Origin of the sequence: Methylosinus sp. LW3, from assembly GCF_000527115.1 — a bacterium.
Classification (GTDB): Bacteria; Pseudomonadota; Alphaproteobacteria; order Rhizobiales; family Beijerinckiaceae; genus Methylosinus.
In genome coordinates this window covers 1,758,393-1,770,834 of the sequence record NZ_AZUO01000001.1, presented here as the reverse complement: position 1 = coordinate 1,770,834, position 12,442 = coordinate 1,758,393, and the positions used below count along the sequence as shown (strand labels likewise).

Genomic DNA, 12,442 nt, shown 5'->3' with positions numbered 1-12,442 from the left:
CGCCGATGAGCGTCGATATTTCCCGCCCCTTCATCGAGCGCCCCGTCGCCACCACTCTGCTGATGGCGGCGATCTTCCTCGCTGGCGCGATCGGCTTTCGCCTCCTGCCCGTCTCGGCGCTGCCGCAGATCGACTATCCGACGATCGAGGTGCGCACCTTCTATCCCGGCGCCAGCCCGGAGGTGATGGCGGCGACCATCACCGCGCCGCTCGAGCGCCAGCTCGGGCAAATGCCCGGCCTCACGCAGATCGCCTCGACGAGCTCCGGCGGCGCTTCGATCATCACGCTGCAATTCAGCTTGAAGCTCTCGCTGGATTTCGCCGAGCAGCAGGTGCAGGCGGCGATCAACGCCGCGCAGAGCTTTCTGCCGACCGATCTGCCGGCGCCGCCGATCTACGCCAAGATCAATCCCGCCGACGCGCCAGTTCTCACTCTCGCGCTGCGCTCCAAGACGCTGCCGCTGACCGAGGTGCAAGATCTCGCCGACAGCCGCATCGCGCAGAAGATCTCGCAGCTCTCCGGCGTCGGCCTCGTCAGCGTCTCCGGCGGCAATCGCCCCGCGGTGGTGGTGCGCGCCAATCCCTCAAAGCTCGCCGCCCATGCATTGTCGCTCGAGGATTTGCGCTCCGTCATCTCCAACGCCAATGTCAATCTTCCCAAGGGCAATATAGACGGCCGCACGCAGCAATTCGCGATCGACGCCAATGACCAGATCCGCAACGCCAAGGATTATGAAGGCCTCGTCGTCGCCTATCGCAATGGCGGACCGGTGCGGCTGGCCGATGTCGCCGAGGTGACGCCGGGCGCCGAGAATCGCGAGCTCGGCGCCTGGACCGATCTCGAGCCGGCGATCATCGTCAACGTGCAGCGCCAGCCCGGCGCCAATGTCATCGCCGTCGTCGATCAGATCAAGACGCTGCTGCCGGCGCTCTCGGCCTCCCTGCCCGCGGCCATCGATCTCGCCATACTCACCGACCGCACCACGGCGATCCGCGCCTCCATCCACGATGTCGAGATCGAGCTGCTCTTCTCCATCGCGCTCGTCGTCGCGGTCATCTTCCTCTTCCTGCGCAGCCCGCGCGCGACGATCATTCCGAGCATCGCCGTGCCTTTGTCGCTCATCGGCGCGCTGGCGGCGATGTATCTGCTCGGCTACAGCCTCAACAACCTCACGCTGATGGCGCTCACCATCGCGACCGGCTTCGTCGTCGACGATGCAATCGTGATGATCGAGAACATCTCCCGCTACATAGAGAAGGGCGAGACGCCGCTCGCCGCCGCGCTCATCGGCGCGCGCGAGATCGGCTTCACCATCGTCTCGCTGACGATCTCGCTCATCGCCGTGCTCATCCCGCTGCTGTTCATGAGCGATGTCGTCGGCCGGCTGTTCCGCGAATTCGCGGTGACGCTCGCCGTCACCATAATGATCTCGGCGGTGGTGTCGCTGACGCTCGCGCCCATGCTCAGCGCCAAGCTGCTGCGCGCCAATGACCTGCATTCGCATGACGGGCCTTCGGCCGGCGGCTGGTTCGATCGGCTGATCGACGCCTATGGCGCGACCTTGCGTTTCGTGCTCGCCCATTCGCGCGCGACGCTCGTCAGCTTCCTCGCCACGCTCGCGCTCACCGGCGCGCTCTACGCCGCCATCGGCAAGGGCTTCTTTCCCGTGCAGGACACGGGACTGGTGCAAGGCTTTTTCGAAGGCGGCCAATCGCTGAACTATGAGGCGATGACGCGCAAGCAGCTCGATCTCGTCGAGCTTCTGCTCGCCGATCCCGCAGTGGCGCGCGTCTCCTCCTATCTCGGCGTGGACGGCGTCAATCGCACGCTCAACAGCGCCCGCCTGCTCATCGAGCTGAAGCCGAAATCCGAGCGCGGCTCCATTTCCGCCGTCACGCGCCGTCTGCAGGACGCCGCGCGCGCTCATGCGATCGGCTCGCTCTTCCTGCAGCCGGCGCAGGACCTCTCCATAGACGCCGGCGTCTCGCGCGGCGAATATCATTTCGCTCTGCAGGACGCCAATCCGGCCGAGCTCTCCGACTATTCCCGCCGTCTCGTCGACAAGCTCTCCCTGCTGCCGCAATTTCGCGACGTATCCTCCAGCGCGCAGGACGGCGGCCGCGCGCTCTTCGTCGAGATCGACCGCGACGCCGCCGCCCGCTACGGCATCTCCGTCGCGACGATCGACAATATTCTCTATGACGCCTTCGGCCAGCGCATCGTCTCGACTCTGTTCACGCAGACCAATCAATATCGCGTGATATTGGAGACGACGAAGCGCGCGGCCTCCGGCCTCGACACGCTCGCCGGCCTGCGCATTCCCGCCAATGGCGGACAGGAGACGCCGCTCGCCTCCATCGTGAAGATCAAAGAGATAACCGCTCCGCTCTCCATTGATCATCTCGCGCAATTCCCCTCGACGACGATCTCCTTCAATCTCGCGCCCGGCGCCTCGCTCGGCGCGGCGATGGAGGCGCTTTCTCTCGCTCAGACGGAAATTCAAACGCCGGCGAGCGTCATCACCGTGTTCCAGGGCGCGACGCAGGCCTTCAACGCCTCATCGGTGAGCACGCTGCTGCTGATCCTCGCGGCCATCGTCACCGTCTATATCGTGCTCGGCGTGCTCTATGAGAGCTACATTCATCCGGTGACGATCCTCTCGACCCTGCCCTCCGCCGGCATAGGCGCGCTGCTCGCCTTGATGCTCGCGGGCGATGATTTCTCCGTCATCGGCGTCATCGGCGTCATTCTGCTCATCGGCATCGTCAAGAAGAACGCGATCATGATGATCGACTTCGCGCTGCAAGCCGAGCGCGACGACGGGCTCGCGCCGCGCGACGCCATCTACAAAGCCTGCATATTGCGCTTTCGCCCCATATTGATGACGACCATGGCCGCGCTGCTCGGCGCGCTGCCCTTGATGCTCGGCTCCGGCGAAGGCGCGGAGCTGCGCCAGCCGCTCGGCGTCGCCATCGTCGGCGGCCTGATCTTCAGCCAGATTCTCACGCTCTACACGACGCCGGTGATCTATCTCGCCTTCGACGGCTGGGCGAAATCGCTGCGCCCGCATCCAGCGCCCGTCCCGGCTCGGGAGGCCGCATGAATCTCACCGCCGCGGCGATCGCGCGGCCGGTCGCGACGAGCCTGCTGATGCTGGGCGTGGTGCTCGCCGGCGTTTCCGCATTCTTCCTGCTGCCGACGGCGCCGGTTCCCAATATCGATTTTCCGGTCATCTCCGTTTCCGCCTCAATGCCCGGCGCAAGTCCGGAGACGATGGCGGCCTCGGTGGCGACGCCGCTCGAGAAGAAGCTCGGCCAAATCGCCGGCGTCACCGAGATGACCTCCTCGAGCTCGCTCGGCTCGACACGCATCTCGCTGCAATTCGATCTCGACCGCAACATAGACGGGGCGCAGCGCGACATACAGGCGGCGATCGCCGCGGCGCGCGCCGATCTGCCAGCGGCCTTGCGCAATAATCCGACCTTCCGCACCTCCAATCCTTCGGAAGTGCCGGTGGCGATCATCGCGCTCTTCTCGGAGCGGATGAGCTCCGGCCAGCTCTATGAGATCGCCGCCAATGTGCTGCAGCAGAAATTCGCGCAGCTCGACGGCGTCGGACAGGTGACGGTCGGCGGCTCCTCCTTGCCCGCGGTGCGCGTGGAGCTCAATCCGCCGGCGCTGTTCGAGCATGGCGTGTCGCTCGAGGATGTGCGCGCGGCGCTCGCCTCGGCCAATTACAACAGCCCCAAAGGCGCGATAGAGGTCGGCGACGGTCGTCTCACCCTCTACGCCAATGATCAATCGCGGCGCGCCGCCGATTATCAGAGCCTCGTCATCGCCTATCGCAATGGCGCGACGGTGCGGCTGCACGATATCGCCGAGGTCGTGGATTCGGTGGAGGATCTGCGCAATTTCGGCATGAGCAACGGCCGCACCGCCGTGCAGGTGCAGATTTTCCGTCAGCCGGGCGCGAATTTCGTCAATGTGCTCGATCGCATCAAGGGGCTGATGCCGCCGCTCGCCGCGGCGCTCCCCGCCGATGTCGAGATGCGCCTCGTGCAAGATCGCACGCTGACCATCCGCACCTCGCTGCACGAGATCGGCCTGACGCTGATCGTCACCGTATTTCTCGCCATCTTCATCGTCTATCTGTCGCTGAAGAACGCCCGCGCGACCATCGCGCCCAGCGTCTGCGTGCCCGTGTCGCTGATCGGCGCATTCGGCGCCATGTATCTCCTCGACTACAGCATCAACAATCTCTCGCTGATGGCGCTCACCATCGCCACGGGATTCATCGTCGATGACGCCATTGTCGTCGTCGAGAACGTCATGCGCCGCATAGAGGCGGGCCAGCCGGCGCGCGCCGCGGCGCTGGAGGGCGCGCGCGAGGTGGTTCCGACGCTCGTCTCCATGAGCCTGTCGCTGCTGGCTGTGTTTCTGCCGATTCTGTTCATGGGCGGCATCGTCGGCCGGCTGATGCGCGAATTCGCCATGACCTTGTCGGTCGCCATTCTCGTGTCGCTCATCCTATCGGTGACGGCGACGCCCATGCTGTGCTCGCGCGTGCTGCAAGATCACGCCGGCCCGCCGCGCTTCTTCCTGCTGCGCTGGAGCGAAAGCGCCTTTACGGCGCTGCATCGCTCCTATGTGCGCACGCTGGATATCGCGTTGCGCTTTCCGCGCGTGACGCTCGGCGTGCTGCTGGCGACCATGGCGCTCAATTTCTATCTCTTCGATTGCGTGCCGAAGGGTTTTTTCCCCATCCAGGATTCGGGACGCATGCGCGGCGCGATCGTCGCGGACCAGAGCGTGTCCTTCCCTGTGATGAAGGAGAAGCTCGAGCAATTCGTCGCCATTCTCACCTCCGATCCAGGCATATCTTCGGCGACGGCCAGCATAGGCGGCGGCTTCAGCCCCGGCGGCGCGATCAATGTCGCCGAATTGCTCGTCACCTTGAAGCCGCTCGCCGAGCGCAAGGTCTCGGCCGATGCGATCATCGCGCGGCTGCGGCCAAAGCTCGCGCGCATCAGCGGGGCGAGCATGTTCCTGCAATCGGCGCAGGACATACGCATGGGCGGCAGGCCCAGCAACGCAATGTTCCAATATACGCTGCTCGCCGACCGGCTCGAGGATCTGCGCCTCTATGCGCCGCGCATCGTCGAAATTCTGCGCCGCAGCGGCGCGCTGCTCGACGTGAGCTCGGATCAGCAGGACAAAGGCCTGCGCAGCGACGTGCTCATCGACCGCGCCAAGGCGGCGCGCCTCGGCCTCACCGCGAGCGCCATCGACAACACGCTCTACGACGCTTTCGGCCAGAGGCAGGTGTCGACGATCTTCGAGCCGCTCAATCAATATCACGTCGTGATGGAATCGGCGCCGCGATTTCGCGACACGCTGGCGGCGCTCGACAATCTCTATATCGGCGCCAATCCGCGCGCGGCGAGCCGCATATTCTCGGCGCGCGATCTCGGCAGCCCGAGCAGCGCAGTCAATATGGCGACGCAGCCCATGGTTCCCTTCTCATCCTTCTCGAATTTCGCCGAAGGCGTGACGCCGCTGCAGGTCAATCATCAAGGCCATTTCGCCGCGATCACCATCTCCTTCAATCTGGGGCCAGGAAAATCGCTGCGCGACGCCGCCGAGACGATCAAGGAAGCCATGGCGAAAGCCGGCGCGCCGGCGACGCTGCAAGGCGTCTTCGCCGGAACCGCCGCCGGCTATCAGGAAGCGCTCGCCAATCAGCCGATCATGATCGCCGCCGCGCTGGCCGCGGTCTATATCGTTCTCGGCATTCTCTACGAGAGCTTCCTGCATCCGCTGACCATACTCTCCACCCTGCCCTCGGCTGGCGTCGGCGCCTTTCTCGCTCTGCTCGGCTGCGGCGCGGAGCTCAGCATCATCGCCATGATCGGCGTGCTGCTGCTCATCGGCGTCGTGAAGAAAAACGCCATTATTCTCGTCGATTTCGCGCTCGAGGCCACGCGGCGCGGGCTTTCGTCGAGGGAAGCGATCCGCGAGGCCTGCGTCGCGCGCTTCCGCCCCATTCTCATCACCACGCTCGTCGCCTTGTTCGGCGCGCTGCCGCTGGCGCTCGGCACGGGAGAAGGCGCGGAGATGCGTCGCCCGCTCGGCATCGCCATCGTCGGCGGCCTGCTGGTGAGCCAAGTCTTGACGCTCTACACGACGCCAGTGGTGTTTCTCTACATAGATACGCTGCGATCACGCATCGGCGCAGGCGCATTTCGCTGGAGCGGCTTTCGCCGAAGGCCCGCGCGAGAGACCGAGGCCCACGCGCCGCTCTAGCGCTCCTGGTTGGTCGCGCTTTCTTCACGCGAACCGGGTTCTACTTCGCTCGAAAGCGCTCTAGCGCGTCATGATCGGCGAGTTGAACAGCGTGTATGCGGCGACGGCGAAAACGACGATCGCGAAGGCGATGGTGAGCTGTCCGGTGTTCTTGGACAGGCGCCGCGCCAATGCCGCGCCCATCAGCGTTCCCATCGCGCCGCTGCAGATGATGACGATGGCGAGCAGCCAATCGATGAGGCCGGAGAATGCATAGGTCGCCGCCGTCGTCATGCCGAAGACGGTGACGGCGACGAGCGACGTGCCGACGGCGTTGATCATGGGCATTCCCGTCGAGCCGACGAGGCCGGGCACGACGAGAACGCCGCCGCCTATGCCGAAAAAGCCCGAGAACAATCCCGTGACGAGTCCGAAGGAGGCGACGCGCGGCGCGCGCTCCACCGTGCATTCGACAGCGGCGTCGCCCGCGGCGCCGCGGCCGCGCAGCATCATCACGCCGGTCATGATCATCGCCAGAGCGAAAAGAAACAGCAGTCGCTGTCCGTCGAAGCTCTTGCCGATCGTCGAGCCGACGACGGCCCCTAACATTCCGGCCGCGGCGTATATGCCGCCGCAGCGCCATTTCACCGAGCCGGAGCGCGCATGGTTCCACAGGCTGAAGGCCGCATTGACGGCGACGGCGAATGCGCTGGTGCCGATCGCCACATGCGGATCCTTCACGCCGACCACATAGACCAGCAGCGGCACGGCGAGCACCGAGCCGCCGCCGCCGATGAGGCCGAGCGTGAAGCCGATGGCGGCGCCGCAGCCGGCGCCGATCACATATTGAATGAGCTCTAGCTGCACATCGGCCTCGTCATTCTGCGGGCTGCTCGCCGTTTTCGATCATATGCGGCGCGCAGAGCCATTCCTGGCCCTTGAGCATCGCGCGCCAATAGATCGGCGGCAGCAGCCGCTCCTTCAGGAACCACGCCGCGCGCGACGGACGCGCGCCGTCGATCAGCCATTTGGGGAAGCTCGGCAGCAGCTTGCCGCCATAGCCGAACTCGGCGAGCACGATCTTGCCGCGCTCCACTGTGAGCGGGCAGGAGCCATAGCCGTCATAGCCGACATGCGGCGCCTTGCCGTCGAGAACCGAGAGCACATTGATGGCGACGACCGGCGCCTGCTTGCGCGCGGCGGCCGCCGTCTTGGCGTTGGTCGTCGCTATGGCGTCGCCGAGCGCGAAGACATTGCCGTAGCGCGTATGGCGCAGCGACTCTGGATCGACGGCGATGAAGCCGCTCTCCGCGGCCAGCGGACTTTTGGCGACGAAATCAGGCGCGCGCTGCGGCGGCACGGCGTGCATCATGGCGAATTCGCGCTCGACGCGAATGATCGCGCCATTGGCGTCCTTCTCCTCGAAGGTCGCGATCTTGGCGGGGCCGTCGACGGCGACGAGCTTGGATTCGAGGCGCAGATCGATGCCGTAACGCTTCACATATTCCATCAGCGCCGGCACATAGGCCGGCACGCCGAACAGCACGGCGCCGGCATTGTGGAACTCGACCTCGATGTTGGAGAGCGCGCCGGCGCGGCGCCATGCGTCGCAGGAGAGATACATCGCCTTTTGCGGCGCGCCCGCGCATTTGATCGGAATCGGCGGCTGCGTGAACAATGCGCGTCCGCCGCGCAGAGTCTGCGCGAGGAAATGCGTGTAGGGCGCGAGATCGGCGCGATAATTGGAGGTGACGCCATTGCGGCCGAGCGTTTCGACGAGACCGGGAATGGCGTCCCAATCGAGCTTTATGCCGGGCGAGGCGACGAGCGCGCGATAGCGCAGCCGCGAGCCGTCGTCGAGAACGACCTCATCGGAATCGGGCGCGAATTCGGCGACGGATTTCTTGATCCAGACGGCCTTGTCGGGGATGACCGAGGCCATCGGACGCTTCGTCACTTCCGGCTTGAACACGCCGGCGCCGACGAGGGTGAAGCCGGGCTGATAATAGTGAAACTCGGCCGGCTCGACGATGGCGATGGAGAGCGAAGGCCGACGCTTCAAAAGGCTCGCCGCCGCGGCGACGCCGCCGCTGCCGCCGCCGACGATCACCACATCATAGGAGCCAGGACCACGATCGCCGGCCGGCGCGCCGCCACGCGCGATAATGCGCGTCTTCCACGGCTCGAGATCGACGCCGACCTCTTTCGCCGCGGAAAGCACCGTCTCGGCGCCGAGCGGCATGGCCTGAGACAGCGCCCATAATGCGCTCGCGCGCCTGCCGCTCTTGCAATAGCCGAGCGCAGGACCGCCCGCAGTCGCGAGCGCGTCGGCGAAATCGGCGACGGAAGCGTCGTCTATGTTCGAGGGCGTCACCGGAACATGCTTCGCCGAAAGACCATGCTTTGCCGCCCATTCGGCGACGTCGCGGAAATTGGGCTGGCCCTGCTCCTCATTGTCGGGACGACAATCGACGATGAGACGAAACCCGTCGCTCGCGGCGCGCTCGACATCGGCTTCGGAAATCTGCGGCGAAGCGGAGAAAACGGACGATAATTTCGTGAAGCTCATGACGGCGCGTTCCTCTTTTTTTGTTCGCTTTTTTAGGTGTGTGTCGGGGAGAAGCTTCGGCCGGCGGAGCGCGTCGGTTCGGACGCGCTTGCAGGTCGAGATTCCAAAGAGACGATAGGCGGGGCAGAAGGAGACGAGGCTGGTCGCAAAGGCGATGATCGCGACGACGCCGAGCGCGATGGCGAGGCCGCCAGAGAGCGCGCCGATCCAATAGGCCAATGCAATGGCGGCGACGATGGCGAGACGGAAAATGCGGTCTAATGTTCCGACATTCCTGGTCATGACTCGTGCCTTTCGTTCGAGCGCTTGGGCTTTCGCATTTTTTGCGCGGTGACGCGCTGCAGAACCATTCCGAGCGCCATGGCCGCGACGAAGGGCGCGACAGCGAGCGGCGCGAGGGCGAGATCAGCGAGCGCTGGACCAGGACAAAGGCCGGCGACGCCCCATCCGAGACCGAAGATCGCCGCGCCCGTAACGAGGCGCGCGTCGATCGGCGAGGTCGGCGGCAGATCGAAGCTATCTGCGGCGAGCGGGCGCTCCAGCCGGCGCATGACGCGCCAAGCGATCGCCATTGATATGAGCGCGCCGATCATCACGAAAGCGAGCGTCGGATCGAAAGCGCCGAAGACATCGAGAAAGCCGCGCACGCGCGCCGGATTCGCCATGCCGGAGACCGCTAGGCCGAGGCCGAAGATGACGCCGCTGAGAAGGCCGAGGAGAGTGGAGCTTTTCACCATGCGAGCCCCGCCGCATTCATCGCCGCCACAGTCGCCGCCGCGACGCTCATGAACACTCCCGTCGCGACGAGCGAGCGCTTCGAGAGTCGCGACAGGCCGCAGACGCCATGGCCGCTGGTGCAGCCGGAGCCGAGCCGCGCGCCATAGCCGACGAGAAGCCCGCCGATTAGCAACATCGCCAGCGGCGGAAAGCGCATCTCGATCGGCCCCGTTAGAAGAACGAGCGCCCCCGCGCCGAGCGGCAGGCCGACAACGAAGCCCGCCGCCAGACCATCCGGCCCGCAGGCCTTGGTGAGGCCGATCGTGCGGGCGAAGAGGCCACTGACGCCGGCGATGCGCCCCGCGGCGAGCAGCATGATCGACGCGCTCGCGCCGATTATCAGCCCGCCGGCGAGGCCCTGCGCCATGGAAGCGGCGAGCGTCATCAGAAGACGTCCAAGGGGAGCTTCAGATAGCGCGCGCCATTGTCCTCGGCCGGCGGAAGGCGACCGCCGCGCACATTCACTTGCACAGACGGCAGGATCAGATGCGGCAGATCGAGCGTCGCATCGCGATGCGTGCGCATCTCGACGAATTCATCCTCGCCGATTCCGTCATGCACATGGACATTGCCCTTGCGCTCGGCGCCGACCGTCGTCTCCCAGGCGTAAGCGTCGCGGTTCGGCGCTTTGTAGTCGTGGCAGAGGAACAGCCGCGTCTCGTCAGGCAGCGCCATCAGCCGGCGGATGGAGCGATAGAGCGCGCGGGCGTCGCCGCCCGGAAAATCGGCGCGCGCCGTGCCATAGTCGGGCATGAACAGCGTGTCGCCGACAAAGGCCGCATCGCCGATCACATAGGCGACATCGGCCGGCGTATGGCCGGGCACATGCAGCGTGATCGCCGGAATCTCGCCGATCGCGAAAGTCTCGCCGTCGTCGAACAAATGATCGAACTGCGAGCCGTCGCGGGCGAACTCCGTCCCGAAGTTGAAGACCTTGCCGAAGACGTTTTGAACCGTGGTGATCTCGCGGCCGATGGCCAGCCTGCCGCCGAGCTTGGTCTGGAGATAGGGAGCCGCCGAGAGATGATCGGCATGGGCGTGGGTTTCCAGCAGCCAGTCGATCATCAGACTTTCATGATTTACGTAAGTAATGATCTGGTCTGCGCCCTTGGTCGAGGTGCGGCCGGACGCCGCATCGAAATTCAGCACGCTGTCGACGATCGCGGCATGGCGCGTCGCTGGATCGTAGACGACGTGAGACGCTGTAAAAGTCGGCTCGTCGAAGAAGGTCTCGACCTGAATCGACGGCCGTTTCGCGGCGGCGAGGATCTGCTCCCTGGCCCGCTCGAGCGCTGCATCCGTCATGGCAACCTCCCATTTAATTTCATGATTACATGATTTATGTAATCGTATAGTCTGCTTGTGTCAAGCGAGGAATGGGGGCATTTGAAAGCCATGGAAAAAGAACCGACTTCGGCTCCGACGACGGCCGCGCGGGCGCTGCGCGTCGGCGATCTCGCGCCGGTTTTTCAGGCGCGCTCCACTGGCGGCGACATTCGTCTCGATCAGTTCCGCGGCCGCTGGCTGATCTTCTTCTCGCATCCGGCGGATTTCACGCCGGTCTGCACCAGCGAATTCGTGGCGCTCGCCCGCGCCGCGCCGCGATTCGAGGAGGTGGGCTGCGCGCTGCTGGGGCTTTCGGTCGACAGCCTCTATTCGCATCTCGCCTGGGTGCGGGCGATCCGCGACCTTTTCGGCGTCACCGTCCCCTTCCCCATCGTCGAGGATCCGACGATGACCATTGGTCGCGCCTATGGAATGTTGGACGAGACCGCCCGAGATTCCTCTGCGATGCGCGCGACCTATTACATCGACCCGGAGGGAATCGTGCGGGCGCTCACCTGGTATCCGCTGACGGTCGGCCGTTCGGTGGAGGAGATGCTGCGCCTCGTCACTGCGCTGAAAAAGGCCGCCTCCGGCGAGGTGATGACGCCGGAGGGCTGGACGCCCGGCGGCGATCTTCTGCTGCCGCCGACCAGCGTCGCGCAAGAGGCGCTCGCGCCAGACGCGACCAACGGCTGGTTCTATCGGACTTGCAAAGATTCAGGCAAATGACCGCACTCTACGAATCGCGCGAGCGCGCCAATGAGGCCGCCGAAAGGCTGAAGATTTTCGCGCAGCCGCAGCGGCTGATGATCCTGTCCTATCTCCTCGCCGGCGAGCACACCGTCGGCGAGATCGAGGCCGCGACGGCGATTCAGCAGCCGGCGCTGAGCCAGCAGCTCGCCGAGCTGCGCCGCGCCGAGCTGGTGGAGACGCGCCGCGCCGCCAAGCAGGTCTTCTACCGCCTAGCCGATGCGAAGGTGACGCTCTGCGTCAAATGCGTCGAGGCGATCTTCGAAGGCGCCGCCGATCCGCAAGGCGCGCTCGCCGAGGCGCTGCGCGCGCCGCAGACCGAGCGCGAGCCGCCCGGCAAGGCCGGAGCGGCGGCGTTCGCGAAGATCGTATAGCCGATGCCGGGGCCGCCTCCCCCTCGACGCGCGGCCGCTGATGGTGTTAAATCCTATTGAACATTATCAGGGGAAGCCAATGCGGAGCACCCAGCAATTCAGCGTGACGCTGCCGACCGAAATGGCGCAAATGGTCAAGGCGAAGGTGTCGTCTGGAGAATACGCCAGCGAAAGCGAGGTCATTCGCGACGGCCTTCGCGCCCTGCTGGCGCGCGACCGCGCGGTCGAGAATTGGCTGGCGCAGGAGGTCGCGCCGGCCTATGACAGGATGAAGACTGACCCATCGCGCGGACGATCTCCCGCCGATGTTCGCGCGGCGCTGGCGGCCGAGCATGAGCGGGCGACGAAGACGACCCGGTGACG

Annotated in this window: 10 protein-coding genes; 5 read left to right on the top strand and 5 right to left on the bottom strand. The window is 65.3% G+C overall.

What is annotated here, in order from left to right:
- The first annotated feature begins 5 nt into the window (after positions 1 to 5).
- Both METLW3_RS0108955 and METLW3_RS0108950 read left to right on the top strand, forming a co-directional pair.
- Entirely contained in the window at positions 6 to 3,104 is a 3,099-nt protein-coding gene (locus METLW3_RS0108955) for an efflux RND transporter permease subunit (RefSeq protein WP_024879592.1), read from the top strand.
- A complete protein-coding gene (locus tag METLW3_RS0108950; protein ID WP_024879591.1) occupies positions 3,101 to 6,304 on the top strand; it encodes an efflux RND transporter permease subunit in 3,204 nt (1,067 codons plus the stop codon). The genes METLW3_RS0108955 and METLW3_RS0108950 overlap by 4 nt, the downstream gene beginning before the upstream one ends.
- A gap of 60 nt (positions 6,305 to 6,364) precedes the next feature.
- Here the strand turns inward: METLW3_RS0108950 and METLW3_RS0108945 are convergent, their stop codons facing one another.
- From METLW3_RS0108945 to METLW3_RS0108925, 5 genes are read right to left on the bottom strand one after another with little or no spacing between them, the layout of a single operon-like run.
- Positions 6,365 to 7,150 carry a sulfite exporter TauE/SafE family protein gene (locus METLW3_RS0108945; RefSeq protein WP_024879590.1) on the bottom strand — a complete coding sequence of 262 codons (786 nt, stop codon included), beginning with the start codon at positions 7,148 to 7,150 and terminating at the stop codon, positions 6,365 to 6,367.
- A 10-nt stretch (positions 7,151 to 7,160) separates the two neighbouring features.
- On the bottom strand, positions 7,161 to 9,134 hold the full coding sequence (locus tag METLW3_RS0108940; protein ID WP_084484815.1) for a TIGR01244 family sulfur transferase: 1,974 nt from the start codon (positions 9,132 to 9,134) through the stop codon (positions 7,161 to 7,163).
- Positions 9,131 to 9,589 carry a YeeE/YedE family protein gene (locus METLW3_RS0108935; protein WP_024879588.1) on the bottom strand — a complete coding sequence of 153 codons (459 nt, stop codon included), beginning with the start codon at positions 9,587 to 9,589 and terminating at the stop codon, positions 9,131 to 9,133. The genes METLW3_RS0108940 and METLW3_RS0108935 overlap by 4 nt, the downstream gene beginning before the upstream one ends.
- The gene (locus METLW3_RS0108930) at positions 9,583 to 10,014 is read right to left on the bottom strand and encodes a YeeE/YedE thiosulfate transporter family protein (RefSeq protein WP_024879587.1); all 432 of its coding nucleotides are present in this window, start codon (positions 10,012 to 10,014) and stop codon (positions 9,583 to 9,585) included. The genes METLW3_RS0108935 and METLW3_RS0108930 overlap by 7 nt, the downstream gene beginning before the upstream one ends.
- On the bottom strand, positions 10,014 to 10,934 hold the full coding sequence (locus tag METLW3_RS0108925; protein ID WP_024879586.1) for an MBL fold metallo-hydrolase: 921 nt from the start codon (positions 10,932 to 10,934) through the stop codon (positions 10,014 to 10,016). Before METLW3_RS0108925 ends, METLW3_RS0108930 begins: the two co-directional genes overlap by 1 nt.
- 90 nt (positions 10,935 to 11,024) lie before the next feature.
- Here METLW3_RS0108925 and METLW3_RS0108920 point away from each other — a divergent pair, with 90 nt between their 5' ends.
- The 3 genes from METLW3_RS0108920 (at position 11,025) to METLW3_RS0108910 (ending at position 12,440) form a co-directional block, all read left to right on the top strand.
- Positions 11,025 to 11,684, top strand: coding sequence for a peroxiredoxin (locus METLW3_RS0108920; protein ID WP_024879585.1), 660 nt, complete (start codon positions 11,025 to 11,027; stop codon positions 11,682 to 11,684).
- Complete coding sequence (locus tag METLW3_RS0108915; RefSeq protein ID WP_024879584.1) at positions 11,681 to 12,079, top strand: metalloregulator ArsR/SmtB family transcription factor; 399 nt, start codon at positions 11,681 to 11,683, stop codon at positions 12,077 to 12,079. Before METLW3_RS0108920 ends, METLW3_RS0108915 begins: the two co-directional genes overlap by 4 nt.
- A 79-nt stretch (positions 12,080 to 12,158) precedes the next feature.
- Complete coding sequence (locus METLW3_RS0108910; RefSeq protein ID WP_024879583.1) at positions 12,159 to 12,440, top strand: type II toxin-antitoxin system ParD family antitoxin; 282 nt, start codon at positions 12,159 to 12,161, stop codon at positions 12,438 to 12,440.
- Positions 12,441 to 12,442: the final 2 nt, after the last annotated feature.

Bases quoted from the DNA above. Each gene is read 5' to 3' on its own strand.
- METLW3_RS0108950 (WP_024879591.1), top strand. From the start codon at position 3,101: ATGAATCTCACCGCCGCGGCGATCGCGCGGCCGGTCGCGACGAGCCTG.
- METLW3_RS0108915 (WP_024879584.1), top strand. From the start codon at position 11,681: ATGACCGCACTCTACGAATCGCGCGAGCGCGCCAATGAGGCCGCCGAA.
- METLW3_RS0108935 (WP_024879588.1), bottom strand. From the start codon at position 9,589: ATGGTGAAAAGCTCCACTCTCCTCGGCCTTCTCAGCGGCGTCATCTTC.
- METLW3_RS0108920 (WP_024879585.1), top strand. From the start codon at position 11,025: ATGGAAAAAGAACCGACTTCGGCTCCGACGACGGCCGCGCGGGCGCTG.
- METLW3_RS0108910 (WP_024879583.1), top strand. From the start codon at position 12,159: ATGCGGAGCACCCAGCAATTCAGCGTGACGCTGCCGACCGAAATGGCG.
- METLW3_RS0108940 (WP_084484815.1), bottom strand. From the start codon at position 9,134: ATGACCAGGAATGTCGGAACATTAGACCGCATTTTCCGTCTCGCCATC.
- METLW3_RS0108955 (WP_024879592.1), top strand. From the start codon at position 6: ATGAGCGTCGATATTTCCCGCCCCTTCATCGAGCGCCCCGTCGCCACC.
- METLW3_RS0108925 (WP_024879586.1), bottom strand. From the start codon at position 10,934: ATGACGGATGCAGCGCTCGAGCGGGCCAGGGAGCAGATCCTCGCCGCC.
- METLW3_RS0108930 (WP_024879587.1), bottom strand. From the start codon at position 10,014: ATGACGCTCGCCGCTTCCATGGCGCAGGGCCTCGCCGGCGGGCTGATA.